The sequence below is a fragment of the Enterobacter cloacae complex sp. EB5 genome (assembly GCF_031432835.1).
Classification (GTDB): Bacteria; Pseudomonadota; Gammaproteobacteria; order Enterobacterales; family Enterobacteriaceae; genus Enterobacter; species Enterobacter hormaechei_C.
In genome coordinates this window covers 1,770,524-1,795,406 of the sequence record NZ_CP133860.1, presented here as the reverse complement: position 1 = coordinate 1,795,406, position 24,883 = coordinate 1,770,524, and the positions used below count along the sequence as shown (strand labels likewise).

Below are 24,883 nucleotides of genomic sequence, written 5' to 3'. Positions count from 1 at the left end.
CTATGATGACTCAACCGTTGGCGGGAGCGAAATCAGTGGGCACTGAGAACGAGCTGGATATTCGTGGTTTGTTTCGCGTGTTATGGCAGGGCAAACTGTGGATTGTGGGAATTGCCCTGGGGTTCGCGCTGTTAGCGCTTGCCTACACCTTCTTTGCAAAACAAGAGTGGAGCGCCACGGCGATCACAGACCGACCAACGGTGAATATGCTTGGAGGCTACTACTCCCAGCAGCAATTCCTGCGTAATCTTGATATCAAGGCCAATCTGGCGACCCCGGATCAGGCCTCGGTGATGGATGAATCCTACAAAGAGTTTGTGATGCAGCTGGCGTCGTGGGATACACGTCGCGATTTCTGGTCCCAGACGGACTACTACAAGCAGCGCATGGTCGGTAACAGCAAAGCGGATGCCGCGCTGCTTGATGACCTGATTAATAACATTCAGTTTATGCCTGGCGATGTGCTCCGTAACGTTAGCGACAGCGTGAAGCTGATTGCGGAAACGGCGCCGGACGCCAATAACCTGTTGCGTCAGTACGTTGCTTTTGCCAGCCAGCGCGCGGCCAGTCATCTGAATGACGAGCTGAAAGGCGCCTGGGCTGCGCGTACTATCCAGATGAAAGCGCAGGTCAAACGTCAGGAAGAGGTCGCTAAGGCCATCTTCGCCCGTCGCGTGCATAATCTTGAGCAGGCGCTCAAGATTGCGGAACAGCACAATATTTCCCGTAGCGAAACGGATGTTCCGGCTGACGAGCTCCCGGATTCAGAAATGTTCCTTCTTGGTCGCCCAATGCTTCAGGCGCGTCTGGAAAATATCCAGGCCGTTGGCCCTGACTTTGACCTTGATTACGACCAAAACCGCGCCATGCTCAATACGCTCAACGTCGGTCCAACGCTGGACCCGCGTTTTCAGACCTATCGTTATTTAAGAACGCCTGAAGAGCCTGTAAAACGCGATAGTCCGCGTCGCGCATTCCTGATGATCATGTGGGGGATTGTGGGCGCACTGACTGGCGCTGGCGTAGCGTTATTGCGTCGCCGCACAAACTAAGAACGCCGTCTACGATGAAGGCTGCGGCCTTCATCGTCTAATCGAAGAGAATCGATGTGAAAGTACTAACCGTATTTGGCACCAGGCCGGAGGCCATCAAGATGGCGCCTCTGGTTCATGCGCTGGCCAGAGATCCTGATATCGAAGCGAAAGTGTGCGTGACTGCCCAGCACCGTGAGATGCTCGATCAGGTCTTAACCCTCTTTTCTATCGTCCCGGATTACGATCTCAATATAATGAAACCGGGACAGGGACTGACGGAAATCACCTGCCGTATTCTGCAAGAATTAAAGCCTATTCTGGAGTCGTTCAAGCCGGATGTAGTGCTGGTGCACGGCGACACCACCACCACCGTGGCAACCAGCCTGGCTGCGTTCTATCAGCGTATCCCCGTTGGTCATATTGAAGCGGGTCTGCGTACCGGCAATCTCTATTCCCCGTGGCCGGAAGAGGCCAACCGTACGCTCACCGGTCACCTGGCGATGTACCATTTTGCGCCAACCGAGAACTCACGTCAGAACCTGCTGCGCGAAAATATCAGCGACAGCAAGATCTTCGTCACCGGCAATACGGTCATTGATGCGCTGATTTGGGTGCGTGACCGCGTGCTGGCTAACAGCGAGCTTCAGGCAGAACTTGCTGCGCGCTATCCGTTCCTGAACAACGGCAAGAAAACGATTCTGGTGACGGGCCACCGCCGCGAAAGCTTTGGCCGTGGCTTTGAGCAAATCTGCCACGCGCTGGCTGAAATCGCCGCGCAGAACGAGGATGTGCAGATCGTCTATCCGGTGCACCTCAACCCGAACGTCAGCGAACCGGTCAACCGTATCCTCGGCCACGTGGAAAACGTGCTCCTGATCGAGCCGCAGGACTATCTGCCCTTTGTCTGGCTGATGAACCACGCCTGGCTGATCCTGACCGATTCAGGCGGCATTCAGGAAGAGGCGCCTTCACTCGGTAAGCCGGTACTGGTGATGCGTGAAACCACCGAACGCCCGGAAGCGGTCACTGCCGGTACCGTGCGTCTGGTGGGAACGGATCCGCGTCGTATTGTCGAAGAGGTCACGCGCTTACTGCATGACGATGAAGAGTATCAGGCGATGAGCCGGGCCCACAATCCGTACGGTGACGGGCAGGCTTGTGGTCGTATTTTGCACGCACTTAAACACAATCGGGTAACGCTATGAGTTTTTCTACCATCTCTGTTGTTGGTCTTGGCTATATCGGGCTGCCTACTGCGGCGGCCTTTGCCTCTCGTCAAAAGCAGGTCGTTGGCGTAGATATCAACGCGCACGCGGTGGAAACCATCAACCGTGGCGAAATTCATATCGTGGAGCCCGATCTCGATCGTGTGGTGAAAAAGGCGGTGGACGGTGGCTTCCTGCGCGCCAGCACCACGCCGGTAGAAGCCGATGCGTACCTGATTGCGGTTCCAACGCCCTTTAAAGGCGATCATGAGCCTGACATGGTTTACGTCGAGGCGGCGGCAAAATCCATTGCGCCTGTGCTGAAGAAAGGGGCGCTGGTTATCCTTGAGTCCACTTCACCTGTTGGGGCTACCGAGCAGATGGCGCAGTGGCTGGCCGAGGCGCGTCCCGATCTTAGCTTCCCGCAGCAGGCGGGCGACCAGGCCGATATCAATATCGCCTACTGCCCTGAGCGCGTACTGCCCGGCCAGGTGATGGTGGAACTGATTAAAAATGACCGCGTGATTGGCGGCATGACGCCAGTCTGCTCCGCGCGCGCCAGCGAGCTGTATAAAATTTTCCTTGAAGGCGAATGTGTGGTGACCAACTCCCGCACCGCCGAGATGTGCAAACTGACCGAAAACAGCTTCCGCGACGTTAACATCGCGTTTGCGAATGAACTGTCGTTGATTTGCGCCGATCAGGGGATTAACGTCTGGGAACTTATTCGTCTTGCTAATCGTCACCCGCGGGTGAACATCCTTCAGCCGGGGCCGGGCGTGGGCGGGCACTGTATCGCGGTCGATCCGTGGTTTATCGTGGCGCAGAACCCGGAACAGGCACGCCTGATTCGCACCGCGCGCGAAGTAAACGACCACAAACCGCACTGGGTCATCAACCAGGTCAAAGCCACGGTCGCGGATTGCCTGGCCGACAGCGGCAAACGCGCCAGTGAGCTGAAAATTGCCTGCTTTGGTCTGGCATTCAAACCGAATATTGACGATCTGCGCGAAAGCCCGGCGATGGAAATTGCCGAAATGATTGCTGCCTGGCACAGCGGTGAAACGCTGGTGGTGGAACCGAATATTCATGCGCTGCCGGCAAAACTTGCCGGTCACTGCACTCTTACCGCCCTGGATGACGCGCTGGCGACGGCGGATGTGCTGGTGCTGCTGGTGGATCACAATGCGTTTAAAGCGGTCTCCAGTGATGCAGTACGTCAGCAGTATGTTGTTGATACCAAAGGCGTGTGGCGTTGAGTATCCTCAACGGCGTGCTGGAGTCCCTTGAGTGGGAAAGCGCATTCTTTGCGCGTCCCTCAGCGATAGTGCGTCTGCGCGACAATGCCCCTGCATTGCAGGAAGCAGACTTCAGCGCCTGGCAGCGCGTACAGGCTAAGATCCCGGCGAACCGCGCCGATCTGCTGGACGCCCTCCAGCAGCACGGATTCCGGCTGGTCGAGGGTGAGGTTGATCTCTCTGTTACCGTGGCTCGCCACGCCTCACCGGGCGCGGAAATTGCAACGGAGCAGGATATCCCCGCGCTGCGCGAGATGGCGGCGCTGGCCTTCGCTCAGAGCCGTTTCCGGGCGCCCTGGTATGCGCCCGATGACAGCGGTCGCTTTTATGCTCAGTGGATAGAGAATGCGGTTAAAGGCACGTTTGACCACGTCTGTCTGGTGTTCCGTACTGCCGGGGGGCAGATTCAGGGTTTTGTTTCGCTTCGCAGGCTCAACGAGCACGAGGCGCGCATCGGTTTGTTAGCCGGGCGTGGCATGGGCGAGAAACTCATGCAGGCGGCGCTGCACTGGGCGGAGCAACAACAGGTATCGACGCTGCGGGTCGCAACCCAGATGGGCAACACCGCTGCGCTTAAACGTTATATTGCGAGTGGTGCCAGCATCGACGCCACCGCCTACTGGTTATACAGGTGACAAGATGATTCCATTTAACGCGCCTCCCGTCGTGGGCACTGAACTTGATTACATGCAGTCTGCTATGGGCAGCGGCAAGCTCTGTGGCGACGGCGGTTTTACCCGCCGCTGCCAGCAGTGGATGGAGCAACGTTTTCACAGTGCCAAGGTACTGCTGACGCCGTCCTGTACCGCATCGCTAGAGATGGCGGCGCTGCTGCTGGATATCCAGCCCGGCGATGAAGTGATCATGCCGAGCTACACCTTCGTCTCCACGGCGAACGCGTTTGTCCTGCGCGGGGCGAAAATCGTGTTTGTGGATATCCGTCCGGATACCATGAACATCGACGAAACGCTGATTGAAGCGGCGATCACCGATAAAACGCGGGCGATTGTGCCGGTGCATTACGCGGGCGTAGCCTGTGAGATGGACACCATCATGGCCATCGCTAAAAAGCACAACCTGTTTGTGGTGGAAGACGCCGCGCAGGGCGTGATGTCCACCTACAAAGGGCGCGCGCTGGGCACCATTGGTCATATCGGCTGCTTTAGCTTCCACGAAACCAAAAACTACACCGCAGGCGGCGAAGGCGGCGCGACGCTGATTAACGATCGTGCCCTGGTGGAGCGTGCGGAAGTGATCCGTGAAAAGGGGACCAACCGCAGCCAGTTCTTCCGCGGTCAGGTGGATAAGTACACCTGGCGCGATATCGGCTCAAGCTACCTGATGGCGGATTTGCAGGCCGCGTATCTCTGGGCGCAGCTGGAAGCGGCAGAGCGCATCAATCTGCAACGCCTCTCCCTGTGGCAAACCTACTACGACGCGCTGGAGCCGCTGGCAAACGCCGGACGTATTGAACTGCCGACCATTCCGGCAGACTGCATCCACAACGCTCACATGTTCTACATCAAGCTGCGCGATAACGACGATCGCAGCAAGCTGATTGCCTGGCTGAAAGAGGCGGAAATTATGGCGGTATTCCACTATATTCCGCTGCACTCCAGCCCGGCTGGCGAAGCCTTCGGGATGTTTGCCGGTGAAGACCGCTACACCACCAAAGAGAGCGAACGTCTGCTCCGCCTGCCCCTGTTCTACAACCTCGCGCCGGTGAACCAGCGTACGGTGATCAATTCGCTTCTGAGTTATTTCGCCTGATATGTCTCTGGCAAAAGCGTCGGTGTGGACGGCAGCGTCCACGCTAGTAAAAATTGGCGCCGGGTTACTGGTCGTCAAGCTGCTGGCCGTCTCATTTGGTCCGTCAGGCGTTGGGCTGGCAGGGAACTTCCGCCAGCTGGTCACGGTGCTTGGCGTGCTGGCGGGTGCCGGGATATTCAATGGCGTCACCAAATACGTCGCGCAGCATCATGACGATGCCGAAAAGCTCCGCACGGTGGTGGGCACCTCCTCTGCTATGGTGCTGGGCTTCTCTACGTTGCTGGCCGTCGTCTTTTTGCTGGCGGCGGCACCCATCAGCCAGGGGCTGTTCGGACACACGCATTATCAGGGGCTGGTGCGCCTGGTGGCGCTCGTTCAGATGGGGATCGCCTGGGCGAACCTGCTGCTGGCGCTGATGAAAGGCTTCCGTGATGCCGCCGGGAATGCGCTGGCGCTGATCCTCGGCAGCATTATCGGCGTTGTCGCTTACTACTTTTGCTATCGGCTGGGCGGCTATGAAGGCGCGCTGCTGGGGCTGGCGCTGGTGCCTGCGCTTGTTGTCATTCCGGCTGCGTTTATGCTGATGCGCAGAGGCAATGTCCCGCTGAGTTACCTGAAACCGCAGTGGGACAAGATGCTGGCGGGGCAGCTCGGTAAGTTTACCCTGATGGCGCTCATCACTTCGGTAACGCTTCCCGTTGCCTACGTGATGATGCGAAACCTGCTGGCAGCGCATTACAGCTGGGATGAAGTAGGGATCTGGCAGGGCGTGAGCAGCATTTCAGATGCTTACCTCCAATTTATTACGGCTTCCTTTAGCGTCTATTTGCTGCCAACCTTATCGCGCCTGACTTCCAGGCAGGATATTACCCGCGAGATTTTTCGCTCCCTGCGTTTTGTGTTGCCGGCGGTTGCGATCGCCAGCTTTACCGTCTGGTTACTGCGTGATTTCGCCATCTGGCTACTGTTTTCGGCGAAGTTTAGCGCCATGCGCGATCTGTTTGCCTGGCAACTGGTCGGCGATGTGCTGAAAGTTGGGGCATACGTTTTCGGCTATCTGGTGATTGCGAAGGCTTCGCTGCGGTTGTATATCCTGGCAGAGATCGGCCAATTTGCGCTGCTGACGGCATTTTCTCACTGGCTGATCCCCACCCACGGTGCGCTGGGGGCGGCTCAGGCCTATATGGCAACTTATATCGTTTATTTCGCTGCCTGTTGCGGCGTATTTTTACTTTGGCGTAAACGCGCATGACTGCACTGATACACATACTGGGATCGGATATCCCGCATCACAACCAGACCGTTCTGCGGTTCTTCAACGATGAACTGGCATCCGGCACGCCCGATGCGCGCGAGTTTATGGTCGTTGGACGCGATAACGGCCTGAGCGCGGCGTGTCCGGCATTGCACATCACCTTCTGGCCAGACAAAGCGGCGCTGACCAAAGCCGTTGTCGCGAAAGCCAAAGCGGACCGAAGCCAGCGTTTCTTCTTTCACGGACAGTTCAATACCGGCCTGTGGCTGGCGCTGTTAAGCGGCGGGATAAAACCTTCCCAGTTCAACTGGCATATCTGGGGAGCGGATCTCTACGAAGTCTCCCGTGGCTGGAAATTCCGTCTTTTTTATCCGCTGCGTCGTCTGGCGCAGGCGCGCGTGGGCTGTGTTTTTGCTACCCGTGGCGATCTCAACTATTTTGCTAAACAGCACCCAAAGGTTCGCGGGGAGCTGCTCTATTTCCCAACCCGTATGGATCCGGCGCTGAACTCCCTGGCGAATGACGCGGTTCGTGAGGGCAAACTGACTATCCTGGTGGGAAATTCCGGCGATCGCAGTAACGAGCATGTCGCGGCGCTGCGTGCGGTGCATCAGCAGTTTGGCGATACGGTGAACGTGGTGGTGCCGATGGGCTATCCCGCCAATAACGACGCCTACATCGATGACGTTCGCCAGCAGGGGCTTGCGCTGTTTAGCGCGGAAAATCTGCACATTCTCAGCGATAAGCTGGAATTTGATGACTATCTCGCGCTGCTGCGAAAATGCGATCTGGGCTATTTCATCTTTGCCCGTCAGCAGGGGATTGGTACGCTGTGTCTGCTGATTCAGGCGGGCGTACCGTGCGTGCTCAACCGCGAAAACCCGTTCTGGCAGGACATGGCCGAACAGCATATTCCGGTGCTGTTTACCTCTGACACGCTTAATGTCGAGGTGGTACGGGAAGCGCAGCGTCAGCTCACGCTGGTGGATAAAAACAGCATCGACTTTTTCAGCCCGAACTACCTCACGCCGTGGCATCGCGCGCTGCGTATTGCTTCAGGAGACAACGCATGAGCCAGTTGCAATTTAGCGGCTTGCTGGTGGTCTGGCTGCTGAGCACGCTGTTTATCGCCACGCTCACCTGGTTTGAGTTCCGGCGCGTACGTTTTAACTTCAACGTATTTTTCTCGCTGCTGTTTTTGCTGACCTTTTTCTTTGGCTTCCCGCTGACCAGCATCCTCGTGTTCCGCTTTGATGTTGGCGTCGCTCCGCCGGAAATCTTGTTGCAGGCGCTGCTCTCTGCGACCTGCTTTTACGCGGTGTATTACGTCACCTATAAAACGCGCCTGCGCGCGGCGAAAGACACCACACCCCGTCGTCCACTGTTTACCATGAACCGGGTAGAAACCCATCTGACGTGGGTTATGCTGATGACTATCGCCCTCGTCAGCGTGGCGATTTTCTTCATGCATAATGGCTTTTTACTGTTTAAGTTGCAGTCCTATAGCCAGATTTTCTCCGCCGAAGTCTCCGGCGTCGCGCTCAAGCGTTTCTTCTATTTCTTCATTCCGGCGATGCTGGTGGTCTTTTTCCTGCGTCAGGACAGCAAAGCCTGGCTGTTCTTCCTGGTCAGCACCGTCGCATTTGGCATTCTGACCTACATGATCGTCGGCGGCACCCGCGCCAACATCATTATCGCCTTCGCGATTTTCCTGTTTATCGGCATTATTCGCGGCTGGATCTCGCTGTGGATGCTGGCGGCGGCAGGGGTCTTTGGCATTGTGGGGATGTTCTGGCTGGCGCTGAAGCGCTACGGACTGAACGTGGCGGGCGACGAAGCGTTTTATACCTTCCTGTATCTGACGCGCGACACCTTCTCGCCGTGGGAAAACCTGGCATTACTGCTGCAAAACTACGACAAAATCGAATTCCAGGGGCTGGCGCCGATTGTTCGCGATTTCTATGTCTTTATACCGACGTGGCTGTGGCCCGATCGTCCCGGTATTGTCCTGAACACGGCGAACTACTTCACCTGGGAAGTGCTGAACAACCATTCGGGACTGGCAATTTCCCCAACCCTGATTGGCTCGCTGGTAGTGATGGGCGGAACGTGGTTTATCCTGCCTGGCGCGATCGCGGTCGGGCTGATCATAAAATGGTTCGACTGGCTATATACGCTGGGTAACGAAGAGACCAACCGCTACAAAGCCGCTGTTTTGCACAGTTTCTGTTTCGGTGCCATTTTCAATATGATCGTTCTGGCGCGCGAGGGGCTGGATTCATTCGTCTCACGCGTGGTGTTCTTTATGGTCGTTTTCGGTCTCTGTCTGCTGCTGGCAAAACTGCTGTACTGGTTGTTTGACAGTGCAGGGCTTGTGCACAGACGTGAGCCACAGGGCAGCACAACGCTGTCGCAAGTCTGAGTAGGGATTATCATGACGGATACAACTTCAGCCCCGCGTTACGCGCTGCGTGGGCTACAGCTTATTGGCTGGCGTGACATGCAACACGCGCTGGATTTCCTGTTCGCGGACGGGCAGATGAAATCGGGCACGCTGGTGGCCATCAACGCAGAAAAGATGCTGGCGGTTGAAGATAATGCGGAAGTGAAAAGCCTGATTGAAGCCGCGGAGTTTAAATACGCGGACGGTATTAGCGTGGTGCGTTCAATTCGTAAAAAGTTTCCAGACGCTAATGTGTCTCGCGTGGCGGGTGCTGACCTCTGGGAACGGCTTATGGAACGCGCAGGCGCTGAAGGCACGCCGGTATTTTTGATCGGCGGCAAACCAGAGGTGCTGGCGCAGACCGAACAAAAGCTGCGTAGCCAGTGGAATGTTAACATCGTGGGCAGTCAGGATGGCTATTTCAGGCCGGAAGATCGCCAGGCGTTATATGAGCGCGTGCGCGACAGCGGGGCGAAAATTGTCACTGTCGCCATGGGGTCGCCGCGGCAGGAAATTCTGATGCGCGATTGCCGTCTGGTCAGCCCGGATGCGCTCTATATGGGTGTCGGCGGCACCTACGACGTCTTTACCGGCCACGTTAAGCGTGCGCCCAAAGTCTGGCAAAACCTGGGGCTGGAGTGGCTCTACCGCCTGCTTTCTCAACCGACGCGTATCAAACGACAGATTCGTCTGCTGCGCTACCTCGCCTGGCACTACACCGGGAAAATGTAATCAATATGCAGCGCGTTCTGCTGTTCGCGCTGCAACGCCCCCTGCAAAGCTGCTGAATTTCTGTGCAATGCATTCATTTTTTTAATGCATTGTTTGCCATTTGCCAGAATTTAAGAAACCATTCGCTCCGTATTTCAGTACCCCTCAAAACAATACCCGGCAATAAGTCGGGAAACAGCAAACACAACCGAGGAATTATGGCAGAGAAAAAACCGGAGCTTCAGCGTGGGCTGGAAGCTCGACATATTGAATTGATCGCGCTGGGCGGGACTATTGGCGTTGGCCTGTTTATGGGCTCGGCAAGCACGCTGAAATGGGCGGGGCCTTCCGTTCTGCTGGCGTATATTATTGCCGGACTGTTCGTCTTCTTCATCATGCGCTCAATGGGCGAAATGTTGTTTCTGGAGCCGGTAACGGGCTCTTTCGCCGTTTACGCCCACCGTTATATGAGCCCGTTCTTTGGCTATCTCACGGCCTGGTCGTACTGGTTTATGTGGATGGCCGTCGGGATTTCGGAGATCACAGCCATCGGGGTCTACGTGCAGTTCTGGTTCCCGGAGATGGCCCAGTGGATACCCGCGCTCATCGCCGTAGGGCTGGTGGCGCTGGCGAACCTTGCCGCCGTTCGCCTTTACGGTGAAATCGAGTTCTGGTTTGCGATGATCAAAGTCACCACCATTATCGTGATGATTGTTGTGGGTCTGGGCGTCATCTTCTTTGGTTTCGGTAACGGCGGGCACGCGATTGGTTTCGGTAACCTGACCGGGCACGGCGGCTTCTTTGCCGGCGGCTGGAAAGGCTTCCTGACGGCGCTCTGTATCGTTGTCGCCTCCTATCAGGGCGTTGAGCTGATCGGCATTACCGCCGGTGAGGCGAAAAACCCGCAGGTCACGCTGCGTAGCGCGGTAGGCAAGGTGCTGTGGCGTATCCTGATTTTCTATGTGGGCGCGATCTTCGTTATCGTGACCATTTTCCCATGGAACGAGATCGGCACCACCGGCAGCCCGTTTGTCTTAACCTTCGCTAAGATTGGCATCACGGCGGCAGCCGCCATTATCAACTTTGTGGTGCTGACGGCGGCGCTCTCCGGCTGTAACAGCGGGATGTACAGCTGCGGGCGTATGCTTTACGCGCTCTCACAAAACAAACAACTGCCGGCGGTGATGGGTAAAGTCTCCCGCGTGGGTGTACCGGTGGCGGGCGTAGCGGTGTCGATTGTGATTCTGCTGATTGGCTCTTGCCTGAACTACATCATCCCGAATCCGCAGCGCGTGTTTGTTTACGTCTATAGCGCCAGCGTGCTGCCGGGGATGGTACCGTGGTTTGTCATTTTAATTAGCCAGCTGCGTTTCCGACAGGCGCATAAAAAAGCGATCGCCAGCCATCCGTTCCGCTCCATTCTGTTCCCGTATGCGAACTATTTGACGATGGCGTTCCTGATTTGCGTATTAATTGGAATGTACTTTAATGAAGATACCCGCATGTCGCTGTTTGTCGGGGTGATCTTCCTGGCTGCCGTCACAGCTGCATATAAACTTTTTGGCCTGGGTCGCCGTGGCTCCGCCCATAAGGTGGAGGAATAAGCGGCAAAATGTGCAAACCATAACCAAACGCGCATTTTTTTCAAAAAAGCACTAGACAGCGGGGACGGAGGTACGTAATATCCAGCCCCGCAACGGCGCTAAGCGCCCGTAGCTCAGCTGGATAGAGCGCTGCCCTCCGGAGGCAGAGGTCTCAGGTTCGAATCCTGTCGGGCGCGCCATTTTAGTCCCGGCGCTAGAGCTGCGGTGGTCTGAGAAGTAGTCAGAACCGCGTGAAAGAATACAGTGGTGGCTATAGCTCAGTTGGTAGAGCCCTGGATTGTGATTCCAGTTGTCGTGGGTTCGAATCCCATTAGCCACCCCATTATTGAAAGAGTTGTGAATTGCGAAGGTGGCGGAATTGGTAGACGCGCTAGCTTCAGGTGTTAGTGTTCTTACGGACGTGGGGGTTCAAGTCCCCCCCCTCGCACCACGACTTTTAATGAGTTGAACTAAAAATTCAAAAAAGCAGTACATCGGCGAGTAGCGCAGCTTGGTAGCGCAACTGGTTTGGGACCAGTGGGTCGGAGGTTCGAATCCTCTCTCGCCGACCAATTTTGAACCCCGCTTCGGCGGGGTTTTTTGTTTTCTGCGTTTTTTTATCCTGTAGCCATTCCCCGACAACACTCTACATCCTTGTCGCGATTCAGCGACATATAAGCCGTTAATATTAAAGAGTTTATTATTTTACCTCTTAACCTGTCTCCTGGTGACGACAGATCACCGTCTTTAGCGCGATGTTGTATGGCGTAAGGCGGCTCTTAACAGCATAATTTCCTTTTATCTTAAAATGTTGCGCGATGTAAAAGTTCTGCGTGTAAACCTGGCACATTACATGCAATAATATGCGTGTAGATGCTCATTCCATCTCTTATGTTCGCCTTAAGGCCTCATAAACTCAGGAATGACGCAGAGCCGTTTACGGTGCTTATCGTCCACTGACAGATGTCGCTTCGGCCTCATCAGACACCATGGACACAACGTTGAGTGAAGCACCAAATATGTTGTCTTACAGACCTGTTTTAACGCCTGCTTTTATAGCAGGCGTTTTTTTATGCCTTATTCACGATAACGAGCCAGTACCAGCGCCACTAACAGCAGAGCGATAGCAGAGACAGCATATAGCGTCTGAGCCGCTCCCATTATCGTCGCCGTCATTGCGGCGAGGCCCGTAAAAAGGGAAGCGCTCAACGTTTGCCAGCGCCAGGCCTTACCGCTGGCAGCGGATATCTGTATAGCCTGAAAATTACTCAGTACCCCAAACGTACCCGCCGCAAAAACGATATTCGACGCCAGATGCGCGATAAAGATCATCCCCAGCGCAAGCACCACCCATGCGGATAAAAACGGAAGCAAACCATAGGCTGCCAGAAAAAGGGCAAGACAGCTAAGTAGCAAAGGCGTTCTTGCTGCAAAGCGCGTCAGACTCTCTTTTCTGAGCAGCAAGGGACCACAAAGCTGCCCCAGGCTTCTGGCAAAAAGCAAGGGCAGCGCAAGCCCGGCGGCATTCTCGGGGTTGATCTGCTGCGCCAGTGCTGGCAGCAACGCCATTGCAGGCGAGCCTACAGCGGCAAGGGCAGGCAAAATCAGCAAACTGCGTTTTTGTCGAAGGGTCAGAGTTTGCCAGCGCAATGCCACAGGTTGAGGATCCCCGACAGGCAACGGTGCTGTACGCGCTACATACTGGCGTTCAGCGAGAAACAGCATGACCAGCGATCCCATAAAACTGGCGGCGTCGATGACCAGTAAGGCGAAGACCGGGATGCGCTGGAACAACACCACACCCAGCCCGGTTCCTAACAAAACCTGAGAGGCAAAAATCACATTTTCCAGACACGTTGCCGCAGGCAGTTCTGCCTCATGCAGTCCGCGTTTAAACAGCAGCGTTAACGCAGGCCAGCTCATCCCGCTCAGCAATGCTTCTGTGGATTGCACCGCAAGCAGCGCCGGTATGCTGTGGTAATGTGCGCCTGAAAGGGGAAAGAGCAGGGCGAGCAAGCCCAGCCATTCGGTCAGCATCAGCAGGTAGAGAGGTGAAAACCGCTGGCACAGCTTTTCACCAATCAGGCTGCCGATAAAACCGGGCACCGTAGCAAAAAGGAAGGCGAGGGTTAACAACGCTGACGGGGCTGACCACTGTAACAGTAATCCGAAAACAACAACCTGAGTTAAGCCATTGCCCAGGGAGCTAAAGATAAAGGCGCAGGCCAGCAGGCGGAGCCAGCGATGGCACCGCAGCGCTTCGAAAAGCGCATATAAAAGCGAGTTCATGACGATATCCTTTCAGAAACGGTTTAGTCCACGCGGGTAAGCGCGTGTGCAAAAAAGTTAAAGAAAAGACATCGTTACATTGGCGGGTTCGTTTGCAGGTGAGTGTTAAAAGAATGTAGCAGGAGAAATGAGATAAAAAAAGGAGGCCATCTGGCCTCCTGTTAATTACTGCTGCGTTCCGTTATTTTGCAACGTCAATAACAGCCCATCACGGCGCATGGCTGCGGCCTCTTCCGGCTTGTGCTGCTTGTCCAGCGAATCAGCAAGCCAGGCGTAATCAAATGCGTCCGGACGTTGCTTCAGCGCGGCGCGGAAGGCGAGACTCGCCTCCTGCCACTCGCCGTGTTTCATCAGAGACTGGCCCAGCGTACTCCACAGTAGCGGACGATCGCCCACGGTTTTGATCTGCTGGCGCAGTGCTTTTTCAATTTGTTCCGGATTGTTGGTTTTCAGACGCGGGATGACCATCACCAGGCGGTCATCATACTGTCGCTTGAGACCGTCGAGGAGGATCTCCTGCGCGGTGTCATGGTCATCACACTCAATCAGATGTTCTGCCATCGCCACCTGAAGAGGAACCTGCTGGCGCGTTTTGCGGCTCTGGTTTTTCCACCAGGTTTTCAGGCCGTCGCTGCCGAGATCGGCGCGCGCCTGATCCATCAGGCCAATCCAGGCCAGACGCTGAAGTTCATCACGATGTTCATCATCGCCCACGTCGGCTTTCGCCATGGAAGGGATGATGTCCAGCAGCGAGCCCCACGCACCGGTCCGGATGTATGCCTGCTCAGCCAGACGCAGCACTTCCGGGTGACGAGGGGTAATTTCCAGCAGACGGTCAACGCCGTGACGTGCGGCATGGTTTTCATTGCGCGCCAGTTGCAAACGAACGCGGGTGATCTCAACCGGAATCGGATCCTTAGTAGAGAGCTCAGACGCGCGTTCAAGATGCTGATTGGCGCGGGCCTCATCGCCTCGCTGTTGCGCCGCTTCAGCGGCCAGCAGATAGTTAACAACCGGCTGTTCTGCATGGTCGGCATTTTTCGACATCAGCTTTTCAACCTGCTGATAGTCGCCTTCGGCCAGCTTCAGCAATGCCTGCTCGGTCTGCTTACGGGCGCGACGGCGCTTACGGCCAACGAACCAGCCGCGCGTATGTACGCCGGTACGGAAAATACGACGCAGGAGCCACTCCACGGCCAGCAGAACGACCACACCCAGGATCAGGATAATCACCAGCCCTGTTACGCTGGTTTCGATGTTGTAGTTATCGGTCTGGATCAATACATAACCCTGGTGACCCGCGAGCATCGGCCCCAGTACAATCCCGGCGATCAGCAGGATGAAGAGTAAGAAGACTTTTAGCATCATTACTCTCCTTGCGGCGCGCTTTCAGGCGCTGGCGCGGCGGCAGGTGCTTCAGCCGGACGCTCTGCCGGTACGCCCGGCTGGGCCAGCAGGTTACGCACGCGTGTCTGCATGATCTTCTCCAGAATCGGCTGACTTTCCAGCTTGTCCGGCACGTTCATGGTGATGTTTTGCTGGCTCAGCTTGTCGATATCCTCAAGGAACGCGGTCGTGGTGGCGTCATTGGTATCGTAGTAAGCACGTACCCAGGTTGAAACGTTATCCAGCGCCTGTTTGTAGGTCTCTTCCTGGTGACGCGGCACGGCCTGGGCAGCCACCAGCAGGCGGGAACGAATGTTTTCGCGCAGATAAACGTCCTGGTTCGGCGCCAGCAGCGGCACGGCAGTTTCATCGCGGCGGCGAATGGTAATAAAGCTGTCCATAAAGTTCTGCCAGCTCTTTTGCAGGTTGACACGCCATTCGCTCAGGGAGCTGGACAGCTCGGTACCGTCGGAATCCATCGGGGAGTCATCGTCGTTGTTATCGGCCAGCTGAAGGTTATCAATCTGGTTCGAGAGCTGATTCACCTTAAGGATGATACCGTCGTAGTCGACCTGAGAAACCGCGGACAGGCTGGCGATATCTTCAGTAATAGCGCGGCGTGCGTTGATGAGGCTCGGATCGTTCATGTCAGCCAGGCTTGCGTCGGCGCTTTTCAGCAGCGCGGCGGCGGTGGTGACATCCTGATCGCTCCAGAGCTTGCGCCCGGCCAGTTTCACCAGAAAATCGGCCTGTGAGAGTAGCCAGGTTTTGGCATCGGTTCCTGAAATTGTGGCGACTTTTTCCTGCACTTCGCTCAGCTGTTTGGTCAACTCTTCACGTTTGCTGTTCGCGTCGGCGAGGGCGGCAGCCTGCTGTTTGATCACGCCTTCCAGCTCAGCTTTTTGCGTCTCCTGCGCTTTCTGTAGGGCAGTGATTTGGTTAACCAGCGCGTCGCTGGTGGCCGTCTGGTTGGTGCCTTGTTTCTTCACCAGTCCGTAGAGACCCACGCCTGCGGCCAGCGCAATCGCGATGGCAATCACGCTCAGCGTGAGGCTGGTTTTATTGCTGCCGTTTTTCTTCTCAACGGTTGTGTCTGTCGTCTCTGGCTGTGACGTGGTGTCCACAGTCTCCCTGGTCTCTTCAACCACGGCGGAGGATTTTTCGTGTTCCGTCATTATGGCTTCCCATTTGAGAGTTATTGTAATGCGCGCAGCAGCGCATCGTTGTCGGCGTTTTCAGCGATCCGAATATCCTGCCAGCCCAGTTCCCGGGCGTGGTTCGCCAGACGCTCACTGACGACCAGAAGCCGACAGCGGAGTAACCAGTTTTCGCGATACCAAAGCGGAATCAGCGACCAAAGCTGTTGTAACATTTCACCACTGGTGACCACTAGCGTATTAATGCCGCGCGCGTGCCAGCGCATTGCTTCTTCCGCGCCATCATAGTGTTTCGCACAGCGCTGATAGCACTCCACAAACGTCACGTCTGCGCCGCGTTCGCGTAGCGTCTCGCCCAGCAGTTCGCGGCCACCGTTGCCGCGCAAAATGAGCGCGCGCTTTCCGGCAATGGTTTGTAATTCAGGTAATTGTAGCAAGACTTCGCTGATTTCCCGATCTAACGGGTAACGAACATCGATTCCGCTCGCGGTATGTAAGGCCAGCGCCGTGGTGCGCCCGATGGCGAAATAGCGGGGAGCGTGAGGCCAGCTAACGGCATGCTGTTGCAGCTGCGCATGGGCAAACTCCACGGCATGCTGCGACAGGGCAAAGAGCAGATCGCCTTCCTGCAAGAGACGCATCTGGTCAGCGAGCGTAGGCAGCTCGCGTCCGGGGGAGAATTCAATCAGCGGAAAACTCCAGGCCACCTGCCCCAGTGCGCGCAGACGGCTCACTAACTGCTCTCCTGCGGGAGAAGGGCGGGTGACAAGTATGCTCATGCAGGGGGCTCTCCGTTATAGACCTCGGCCAGAATTTCACGCGCGCCGTTATTCAGCAGCTCTTCCGCCAGCGATACGCCAAGCGCCTCGGCATCTTGCGGCTTGCCGCGACGTTCACCGCGAACCATCTGCGAGCCGTCCGGCGCGCCAACCAGCGCACGCAGCCACAGCTCACCGTCAGTTAATTCAGCATAGCTGCCAATTGGCACCTGACAGCCTCCTTCGAGGCGAGTATTCATCGCGCGCTCGGCTTTTACGCGAACGGCGGTATCGTCATGATTCAGCGGCGCGAGCAGTGCCTGAGTGCGCGCATCATCCAGACGACACTCAATGCCGACGGCACCCTGGCCGACGGCGGGCAGCGACAGCTCCGGCGGCAACGCCACGCGAATGCGTTCTTCCAGCCCCAGGCGTTTCAGGCCCGCAACCGCAAGAATAATGGCATCGTAGTCGCCGTTATCCAGCTTGCCAAGGCGTGTGCCGACGTTCCCACGCAGCGAACGGATCACCAGATCCGGGCGACGTTCAGCCAGCTGACACTGGCGGCGTAAACTTGACGTGCCGACCACGCTGCCTGCCGGCAACGCATCGAGCGAGTCATAGCGATTAGAGACAAACGCATCGCGCGGATCCTCGCGCTCGCAGATGGTCACCAGCCCCAGCCCTTCCGGGAACTCAACGGGCACATCCTTCATCGAATGCACGGCGATATCGGCGCGGTTCTCAAGCAATGCCAGCTCCAGCTCTTTGACAAACAGACCTTTTCCGCCCACTTTGGCCAGCGGCGTATCAAGAATGACATCGCCACGCGTGACCATTGGCACCAGCTCAACGCGTAATCCGGTGTGGCAGGCTTCCAGGCGCTGCTTAACATAATGTGCCTGCCAGAGTGCAAGAGGACTTTGGCGTGTGGCAATTCTCAAAACATTGTCTAACATGCTTGTTACCGTCATTATCAATCGCTAACCATCCTAACATTGTTGACACTCGGATGGCAGTTTTACGGTTGATGAAGAGTGAGAGGGACAGGGCGGCGTACTCGTCAGCCATCGCCGTATTCAGGAATTTACACGTACAGAACGGTGCTACACTTGTATGTAGCGCATCTTTCTTTACGGTCAACCGGCAAGGTGTTAAATTGATCACGTTTTAGACCATTTTTTCGTCTGTACCACCAGAAAAGCAAAAGGCGAAAAAAGGGTAACGGTTATTTTTTGAAATACTGCGGGTCCGCTGCTTTTTCTGTTCTGACTGGCGTGCGACACCCGGAAACATCAGGCGATACGTCTTGTACCTCTATATTGAGACTCTGAAACAGAGACTGGATGCCATCAATCAATTGCGTGTGGATCGCGCGCTTGCTGCCATGGGCCCTGCTTTCCAGCAGGTATACAGTCTACTGCCGACATTGTTGCACTATCACCATCCGCTAATGCCGGGTTACCTCGATGGTAACGTTCCCCAGGGCATTTGCCTCTTCACGCCTGATGAAACCCAACAGCACTACCTGACTGAACTTGAACTCTACCGTGGTATGCCGCCGCAGGATTCGCCGAAAGGTGAGCTGCCGATTACCGGGGTTTACTCCATGGGCAGCACGTCATCGGTTGGGCAAAGCTGCTCTTCTGACCTGGATATCTGGGTCTGTCATCAGTCCTGGCTCGACAATGAAGAGCGCCAGCTGTTGCAGCGTAAATGCAGCCTGCTGGAGAGCTGGGCGGCGTCGCTCGGCGTGGAAGTGAGCTTCTTCCTGATTGATGAAAACCGTTTCCGCCATAACGAAAGCGGCAGTCTGGGTGGTGAAGACTGCGGCTCGACTCAGCACATCCTGTTGCTGGATGAGTTTTACCGTACTGCCGTTCGCCTGGCCGGGAAACGTATTCTGTGGAATATGGTGCCGTGTGATGAAGAAGAGAATTATGACGACTACGTCATGTCGCTTTACTCGCAGGGTGTTCTGACGCCAAACGAGTGGCTGGATCTGGGCGGCCTGAGCTCCCTGTCCGCCGAAGAGTACTTTGGCGCAAGCCTCTGGCAGCTTTATAAAAGCATTGATTCACCGTACAAAGCGGTGCTGAAAACCCTGCTGCTGGAAGCCTACTCCTGGGAATACCCCACGCCGCGCCTGCTGGCGAAAGATATCAAACAGCGTCTGCACGACGGGGAGATCGTCTCCTACGGGCTTGATGCCTACTGCATGATGCTGGAACGCGTCACCGAATACCTGACAGCCATTGAGGACGCCACGCGTCTTGACCTGGTGCGTCGATGTTTCTATCTCAAAGTCTGTGAAAAACTGAGCCGCGAACGCGCCTGCGTGGGCTGGCGTCGTGAAGTCGTCAGCCAGTTAGTCAAAGAGTGGGGATGGGACGAAGAGCGTCTCGCCATGCTCGACAACCGCGCCAACTGGAAGATCGATCAGGTGCGTGAGGCGCACAACGAACTGCTTGATGCGATGATGCAGAGCTACCGCAACCTGATCCGCTTTGCCCGCCGTAACAACCTTAGCGTTTCTGCCAGCCCACAGGATATCGGGGTGCTGACCCGTAAACTGTACGCCGCGTTTGAAGCATTGCCGGGCAAGGTAACGCTGGTTAACCCACAGATTTCGCCTGACCTGTCTGAACCGAATCTGACCTTTATCTACGTACCGCCGGGCCGCGCGAACCGCACCGGGTGGTATCTGTACAACCGTGCGCCAAGCATGGATTCGATCATCAGCCATCAGCCGCTGGAGTATAACCGCTACCTGAACAAGCTGGTGGCCTGGGCCTGGTTTAACGGCCTTCTCACCTCACGCACCCGGTTGTTTATCAAAGGCAACGAGGTGGTCGATTTAGCCAAGTTGCAGGAGATGGTGGCGGATGTCTCGCACCACTTCCCGCTGCGTCTGCCTGCGCCGACGCCAAAAGCGCTCTACAGCCCGTGTGAGATTCGCCATCTGGCGATCATCGTCAACCTGGAATACGACCCGACGGCGGCCTTCCGCAATCAGGTGGTTCACTTTGACTTCCGCAAGCTGGACGTCTTTAGCTTCGGTGAGCAGCAAAACTGCCTGGTGGGCAGCGTGGATCTGCTGTACCGCAACTCGTGGAACGAAGTGCGTACCCTGCACTTTAACGGCGAGCAGGCGATGATCGAGGCGCTGAAAACGATCCTCGGCAAGATGCACCAGGACGCCGCGCCGCCGGACAGCGTGGAGGTGTTCTGCTACAGCCAGCACCTGCGCGGCCTGATTCGTACCCGCGTGCAGCAGCTGGTGTCTGAGTGCATTGAACTGCGTCTCTCGAGCACCCGTCAGGAAACCGGGCGCTTTAAAGCGCTGCGCGTCTCCGGCCAGACCTGGGGGCTGTTCTTTGAGCGCCTGAACGTGTCGGTGCAGAAGCTGGAGAACGCCATTGAATTCTACGGCGCGATTTCACACAACAAACTGCATGGCCTGTCGGTTCAGGTGGAAACCAATCACGTTAAGCTGCCGCAGGTAGTGGATGGCTTTGCGAGTGAAGGGATTATTCAGTTCTTCTTCGAAGAGTCGGGCGATAACGCCGGGTTTAACATCTACATTCTGGATGAAACCAACCGTGCCGAGGTGTATCACCACTGCGAAGGCAGCAAAGAGGAGCTGGTGCGCGACGTCAGCCGCTTCTATTCGTCCTCGCACGATCGCTTTACCTACGGCTCAAGCTTTATCAACTTCAACCTGCCGCAGTTCTACCAGATTGTGAATGTGGATGGGCGAGCGCAGGTGATCCCGTTCCGTACGCAGGCGATTACCCCTGCGGCGCCTGCTAACCAGGAAACTGCGCCGCTGTTGCAGCAGTATTTCTCCTGAGGCTTTTCGCCGGGTGGCGCTAACGCTTACCCGGCCTACGGTCCGAGCCGCTGTTGCCGGATGGCGCTAACGCTTACCCGGCCTACGTTTGAGCCGCTGTTGCCGGGTGGCGCTAATGCTTACCCGGCCTACGGTTTGAGCCGCTGTTGCCGGGTTGCGCTGACGCCTACCCGGCCTACGTTTGAGCCGCTGTTGCCGGGTGGCGCTAACGCTTACCCGGCCTACGGTTTGAGCCGTTGTAGGCCCGGTAAGGCGTAGCCGCCACCGGGCAACAGAACTACCTGAAACTCACTGCCTCACCCGCCTGCGCCGTCGCCGCCTGTTCCAGCAGATCCCAGAACGTTTCGCCGCTGCGATCGCAGACCCACTCGTCACCTTTCAGATCAAAGTGATAACCGCCCTGTTTCGCCGCCAGCCACACCTGGTGAAGCGGCTCCTGACGGTTAATAATAATCTTGCTGCCGTTTTCGAAGCTTAAGGTCAGGATCCCGCCGTTGATTTCACAATCGATATCGCTGTCGCCGTCCCAGTCGTCGATACGCTCTTCGATGGTCATCCACAGGGTATCGGCAAGGCGATGAAATTCACTGTCGTTCATGGTTTTATTCCTGTTTTTCGTGATGGCGGCAGTATAACGCTAAATAATTCCCGTTGCAGGAAAGCGGCAAACTCTTGCTTTTGTGTCTTCTCCTGCGATGATAGAAACAGATTTGAACTTACGGGCAACCTCTACATGAAAAACGTCTTCCGAACGCTTGTCGTTCTTGTCACTCTGTTTAGCCTGACCGGCTGTGGACTGAAGGGACCACTGTACTTCCCGCCAGAGGATAAAAACGCACCACCGCCGACAAAACCGGTGCAAAGTGGTATCGAGTCATCTACGCCGGATACCAACGATCGCGGCAATAACGGCGGCCCGACTCAGGTCAATCTCTGACAATTACGTTCTGTACCCGCGCAATGGAGCAAATGATGCAGTTCTCTAAAATGCATGGCCTTGGCAACGACTTTATGGTCGTCGACGCGGTAACGCAGAATGTCTTTTTCTCCCCGGAATTGATCCGTCGCCTGGCGGATCGACACGTGGGCGTGGGGTTTGACCAGCTGCTGGTGGTGGAGCCGCCTTACGATCCTGACCTGGACTTTCACTACCGCATTTTTAACGCCGACGGCAGCGAAGTGTCCCAGTGCGGCAATGGCGCGCGCTGTTTTGCCCGCTTTGTTCGGCTGAAAGGGCTGACCAATAAGCGCGATATCCGCGTCAGCACCGCCAATGGCCGGATGGTGCTCAGCGTCACCGACGACGAACTGGTGCGCGTGAACATGGGCGAGCCGAACTTCGACCCCTCTGCCGTGCCGTTTCGCGCCAACAAAGCGGAAAAGACCTATATTATGCGTGCCGCCGAGCAGACAGTATTGTGCGGCGTCGTCTCGATGGGTAACCCGCACTGCGTGATTCAGGTGGATGATGTGCAAACCGCGGCGGTTGAAACGCTCGGCCCGGTGCTGGAAAGCCACGAGCGCTTCCCGGAGCGGGCGAACATCGGTTTCATGCAGGTGGTGAAGCGTGAACACATTCGCCTGCGGGTTTACGAGCGCGGCGCGGGCGAAACCCAGGCCTGCGGAAGCGGTGCCTGTGCGGCGGTGGCCGTCGGTATCTCACAGGGGTTACTGGCAGAAGAGGTTCGCGTGGAATTACCAGGCGGTCGGCTTGATATCGCCTGGAAAGGAGCGGGTCATCCACTGTACATGACTGGCCCGGCGACACATGTTTATGACGGGTTTATCCATCTATGAAGCAACCAGGGGAAGAACTGCGGGAACCTGTAACGGAGCTGGACGACAGCGCCGTTGTGGATTACCTGCTGCACAATCCTGAGTTTTTTATCCGCAATGCACGCGTCGTCGAACGGATGCGCGTGCCGCATCCGGTTCGCGAGACCGTGTCGCTGGTTGAATGGCACATGGCGCGCTCGCGCAACCACATCAATCAGCTCGAAGAGAACATGACGCTGTTGATGGAGCAGGCCAGCAATAACGAAAGCCTGTTCTACCGTCTTCTGCACCTTCAGGCGCGTCTGGCTTCCGCGCACAGTCTCGAAGAGTTCCTCAATCGCTTCCACCGCTGGGCGCGCGAGCTGGGGCTGGCAGGCGCAACTATCCGCCTCTTCCCTGACCGCTGGCGCATTGGCGCGCCGTCCGGGTTTACCCATCTGGCGCTGAGCCGTCAGGCGTTTGAGCCGCTGCGCATTCAGCGTCTGGGCCATGAGCACCACTATCTGGGGCCGCTTAACGGGCCAGAACTGCTGGTGGTGCTGCCGGAAGCCAAAGCTATCGGCTCGGTGGCGATGTCGCTGATGGGGCGCGATGGTGACCTGGGCGTGATGTTATTTACCAGCCGCGATGCGCATCATTATGAACAGGGGCAGGGCACGCAACTGTTGCAGGAGATCGCCCTGATGCTGCCTGAGCTGCTGGAGCGCTGGATTGAGCGCGTATGACGGACGGACTGCTCGCCACTGACGTCAACCGCTTTCTGCGCTATCTGGGTGTGGAACGCCAGCTCAGCCCTATTACGCTGCTCAACTATCAGCGTCAGCTTGATGCCATCATGCAGCTTGCCGATGAAATCGGCCTGAAAAGCTGGCAACAATGTGACGCCGCCACGGTACGCGGGTTCGTCGTGCGTAGCCGTAAAAAAAATCTCAGCCCGGCGAGCCTGGCGCTCCGGCTCTCTGCCCTGCGCAGTTTCTTCGACTGGCTGGTCAGTCAGGGCGGTCTGAAAGCCAACCCGGCGAAAGGGATCGCCACGCCGAAAGCTCCGCGCCATCTGCCGAAAAATATCGACGTCGACGACGTAAACCGCCTGCTGGATATCGATCTTAACGATCCGCTGGCCGTGCGCGACCGCGCGATGCTGGAGGTGATGTACGGCGCGGGCCTGCGTCTCTCTGAGCTGGTCAATCTCGATTTAAAACATCTCGACCTGGAAACGGGCGAAGTGTGGGTAATGGGCAAGGGCAACAAAGAGCGCCGCCTGCCGATCGGCCGCAACGCGGTCTCCTGGATTGAGCACTGGCTGGATCTGCGCGGGCTGTTTGGCGCCGACGAAGATGCGCTGTTCCTGTCGAAACTCGGCAAGCGGATCTCGGCGCGTAACGTGCAGAAGCGCTTTGCGGAGTGGGGCATTAAGCAGGGGCTGAACAGCCACGTTCACCCCCACAAGCTGCGCCACTCCTTTGCGACGCACATGCTGGAATCAAGCGGCGACCTGCGCGGCGTACAGGAGCTGCTTGGTCACGCGAATCTGTCGACCACCCAAATCTATACCCACTTAGACTTCCAACACCTTGCCTCGGTGTATGACGCGGCGCATCCACGCGCCAAACGGGGGAAATAATGCGTTTTTACCGCCCACTCGGTCAGATCTCAGCCCTGACGTTTGATCTTGATGACACCCTTTACGACAATCGTCCGGTGATCCTGCGTACCGAGCAGGAGTCGCTGACGTTTGTGCAAAACTACCATCCTGCGCTGAAAACAATGCAGAACAAAGACTTCCAGAAGCTGCGTCAGTCCCTGCGGGAAACCGAACCGGAGATTTACCACGACGTGACCGAATGGCGCCGCCGTGCGGTTGAGCAGGCGATGCTTAATGCCGGCCTGAGCGCGCAGGACGCGGCCACGGGTGCCGAAGCGGCCATGGAAAACTTCGCCAAATGGCGCAGTCGGATCGACGTGCCGCAGGAGACCCACGACACGCTGGCGAAGCTCGCCGAAAAGTGGCCGCTGGTGGCCATCACCAACGGCAACGCTCAGCCTGAACTGTTTGGTCTGGGGAACTATTTTCAGTTCGTGCTGCGCGCGGGCCCGCACGGACGCTCGAAGCCGTTCAACGATATGTATCATCTGGCAGCGGAAAAACTGGATTTGCCGCTCGGTGAGATCCTGCACGTGGGCGACGACCTGACCACGGACGTCGCCGGGGCGATCCGCTGCGGCATGCAGGCCTGCTGGATCAAGCCGGAAAATGCCGATCTGATGACTACCCCGGATAGCCGTCTTCTGCCGCACGTGGAAATTTCACGGTTGGCATCCCTCACGACGCTGATATAATCATCAATTGTTCTGTATAAATTAA

General features: G+C 56.6%; 22 protein-coding genes and 4 tRNA genes. 20 read left to right on the top strand and 6 right to left on the bottom strand.

Annotated elements, in window-relative coordinates; all coding sequences use genetic code 11:
• The first annotated feature begins 5 nt into the window (after window positions 1-5).
• The 14 genes from wzzE to RHN82_RS08505 all read left to right on the top strand — a co-directional run bounded on the left by wzzE (window position 6) and on the right by RHN82_RS08505 (window position 11,871).
• Window positions 6-1,052 (top strand): ECA polysaccharide chain length modulation protein, encoded by a 1,047-nt coding sequence (wzzE, locus tag RHN82_RS08570; RefSeq protein ID WP_017383601.1) that lies wholly within the window; start codon window positions 6-8, stop codon window positions 1,050-1,052.
• A 56-nt stretch (window positions 1,053-1,108) separates the two neighbouring features.
• Entirely contained in the window at window positions 1,109-2,239 is a 1,131-nt protein-coding gene (gene wecB / locus RHN82_RS08565) for a non-hydrolyzing UDP-N-acetylglucosamine 2-epimerase (RefSeq protein ID WP_006812390.1), read from the top strand.
• Window positions 2,236-3,498, top strand: coding sequence for a UDP-N-acetyl-D-mannosamine dehydrogenase (gene wecC / locus RHN82_RS08560; protein WP_047050395.1), 1,263 nt, complete (start codon window positions 2,236-2,238; stop codon window positions 3,496-3,498). Before wecB ends, wecC begins: the two co-directional genes overlap by 4 nt.
• The gene (gene rffC, locus RHN82_RS08555) at window positions 3,495-4,172 is read left to right on the top strand and encodes a dTDP-4-amino-4,6-dideoxy-D-galactose acyltransferase (protein ID WP_047050396.1); all 678 of its coding nucleotides are present in this window, start codon (window positions 3,495-3,497) and stop codon (window positions 4,170-4,172) included. The genes wecC and rffC overlap by 4 nt, the downstream gene beginning before the upstream one ends.
• Before the next feature lie 4 nt (window positions 4,173-4,176).
• Entirely contained in the window at window positions 4,177-5,307 is a 1,131-nt protein-coding gene (gene rffA, locus RHN82_RS08550; RefSeq protein ID WP_047050398.1) for a dTDP-4-amino-4,6-dideoxygalactose transaminase, read from the top strand.
• Window position 5,308: 1 nt separating this feature from the next.
• Complete coding sequence (wzxE, locus tag RHN82_RS08545; RefSeq protein WP_047050400.1) at window positions 5,309-6,559, top strand: lipid III flippase WzxE; 1,251 nt, start codon at window positions 5,309-5,311, stop codon at window positions 6,557-6,559.
• Complete coding sequence (locus RHN82_RS08540; protein ID WP_047050401.1) at window positions 6,556-7,635, top strand: TDP-N-acetylfucosamine:lipid II N-acetylfucosaminyltransferase; 1,080 nt, start codon at window positions 6,556-6,558, stop codon at window positions 7,633-7,635. The genes wzxE and RHN82_RS08540 overlap by 4 nt, the downstream gene beginning before the upstream one ends.
• Complete coding sequence (gene wzyE / locus RHN82_RS08535) at window positions 7,632-8,984, top strand: ECA oligosaccharide polymerase (protein WP_017693948.1); 1,353 nt, start codon at window positions 7,632-7,634, stop codon at window positions 8,982-8,984. The genes RHN82_RS08540 and wzyE overlap by 4 nt, the downstream gene beginning before the upstream one ends.
• Window positions 8,985-8,996: 12 nt before the next feature.
• Complete coding sequence (gene wecG / locus RHN82_RS08530; RefSeq protein WP_015570015.1) at window positions 8,997-9,737, top strand: lipopolysaccharide N-acetylmannosaminouronosyltransferase; 741 nt, start codon at window positions 8,997-8,999, stop codon at window positions 9,735-9,737.
• 197 nt (window positions 9,738-9,934) lie between these two features.
• On the top strand, window positions 9,935-11,320 hold the full coding sequence (gene thrP / locus RHN82_RS08525; protein WP_047050403.1) for a bifunctional threonine/serine APC transporter ThrP: 1,386 nt from the start codon (window positions 9,935-9,937) through the stop codon (window positions 11,318-11,320).
• A 102-nt stretch (window positions 11,321-11,422) separates the two neighbouring features.
• Window positions 11,423-11,499, top strand: a tRNA-Arg gene (locus RHN82_RS08520).
• A 67-nt stretch (window positions 11,500-11,566) separates the two neighbouring features.
• Window positions 11,567-11,642, top strand: a tRNA-His gene (locus tag RHN82_RS08515).
• Between the two features lie 21 nt (window positions 11,643-11,663).
• Window positions 11,664-11,750 (top strand) — tRNA-Leu (locus RHN82_RS08510).
• A 44-nt stretch (window positions 11,751-11,794) separates the two neighbouring features.
• Window positions 11,795-11,871: transfer RNA gene (locus RHN82_RS08505), tRNA-Pro, on the top strand.
• A gap of 505 nt (window positions 11,872-12,376) precedes the next feature.
• Here RHN82_RS08505 and RHN82_RS08500 read toward each other — a convergent pair.
• From RHN82_RS08500 to hemC, 5 genes are all read right to left on the bottom strand, one after another.
• Window positions 12,377-13,588, bottom strand: coding sequence for a hypothetical protein (locus RHN82_RS08500; protein ID WP_032668849.1), 1,212 nt, complete (start codon window positions 13,586-13,588; stop codon window positions 12,377-12,379).
• Window positions 13,589-13,753: 165 nt separating this feature from the next.
• Complete coding sequence (hemY, locus tag RHN82_RS08495; RefSeq protein ID WP_026080629.1) at window positions 13,754-14,953, bottom strand: protoheme IX biogenesis protein HemY; 1,200 nt, start codon at window positions 14,951-14,953, stop codon at window positions 13,754-13,756.
• A gap of 2 nt (window positions 14,954-14,955) precedes the next feature.
• Window positions 14,956-16,149, bottom strand: coding sequence for a uroporphyrinogen-III C-methyltransferase (gene hemX / locus RHN82_RS08490; protein ID WP_047050406.1), 1,194 nt, complete (start codon window positions 16,147-16,149; stop codon window positions 14,956-14,958).
• A 20-nt stretch (window positions 16,150-16,169) separates the two neighbouring features.
• A complete protein-coding gene (gene hemD, locus RHN82_RS08485; RefSeq protein WP_047050407.1) occupies window positions 16,170-16,910 on the bottom strand; it encodes a uroporphyrinogen-III synthase in 741 nt (246 codons plus the stop codon).
• Window positions 16,907-17,848: a hydroxymethylbilane synthase gene (gene hemC, locus RHN82_RS08480; protein ID WP_023305227.1), complete on the bottom strand. Its 942-nt coding sequence runs from the start codon at window positions 17,846-17,848 to the stop codon at window positions 16,907-16,909. Before hemC ends, hemD begins: the two co-directional genes overlap by 4 nt.
• 350 nt (window positions 17,849-18,198) lie before the next feature.
• Between hemC and cyaA the strand changes: the two genes are divergently transcribed.
• Window positions 18,199-20,742 carry a class I adenylate cyclase gene (gene cyaA / locus RHN82_RS08475; protein WP_017383591.1) on the top strand — a complete coding sequence of 848 codons (2,544 nt, stop codon included), beginning with the start codon at window positions 18,199-18,201 and terminating at the stop codon, window positions 20,740-20,742.
• Window positions 20,743-21,019: 277 nt separating this feature from the next.
• Here the strand turns inward: cyaA and cyaY are convergent, their stop codons facing one another.
• Window positions 21,020-21,340 carry an iron donor protein CyaY gene (cyaY, locus tag RHN82_RS08470; protein ID WP_006812374.1) on the bottom strand — a complete coding sequence of 107 codons (321 nt, stop codon included), beginning with the start codon at window positions 21,338-21,340 and terminating at the stop codon, window positions 21,020-21,022.
• A gap of 135 nt (window positions 21,341-21,475) precedes the next feature.
• On the opposite strand from cyaY, the gene lptM reads away from it, so the two are divergent.
• The 5 genes from lptM to yigB are packed head-to-tail and all read left to right on the top strand — an operon-like array spanning window position 21,476 to window position 24,858.
• Window positions 21,476-21,679, top strand: a complete 204-nt coding sequence (lptM, locus tag RHN82_RS08465; protein WP_003860815.1) for an LPS translocon maturation chaperone LptM — start codon at window positions 21,476-21,478, stop codon at window positions 21,677-21,679.
• Between the two features lie 35 nt (window positions 21,680-21,714).
• On the top strand, window positions 21,715-22,539 hold the full coding sequence (gene dapF / locus RHN82_RS08460) for a diaminopimelate epimerase (RefSeq protein WP_017383590.1): 825 nt from the start codon (window positions 21,715-21,717) through the stop codon (window positions 22,537-22,539).
• Window positions 22,536-23,243 carry a DUF484 domain-containing protein gene (locus RHN82_RS08455; RefSeq protein WP_023295731.1) on the top strand — a complete coding sequence of 236 codons (708 nt, stop codon included), beginning with the start codon at window positions 22,536-22,538 and terminating at the stop codon, window positions 23,241-23,243. Before dapF ends, RHN82_RS08455 begins: the two co-directional genes overlap by 4 nt.
• The gene (gene xerC, locus RHN82_RS08450) at window positions 23,240-24,142 is read left to right on the top strand and encodes a tyrosine recombinase XerC (protein ID WP_047050410.1); all 903 of its coding nucleotides are present in this window, start codon (window positions 23,240-23,242) and stop codon (window positions 24,140-24,142) included. The genes RHN82_RS08455 and xerC overlap by 4 nt, the downstream gene beginning before the upstream one ends.
• The gene (gene yigB / locus RHN82_RS08445) at window positions 24,142-24,858 is read left to right on the top strand and encodes a 5-amino-6-(5-phospho-D-ribitylamino)uracil phosphatase YigB (protein ID WP_047050411.1); all 717 of its coding nucleotides are present in this window, start codon (window positions 24,142-24,144) and stop codon (window positions 24,856-24,858) included. The genes xerC and yigB overlap by 1 nt, the downstream gene beginning before the upstream one ends.
• Window positions 24,859-24,883 lie beyond the last annotated feature (25 nt).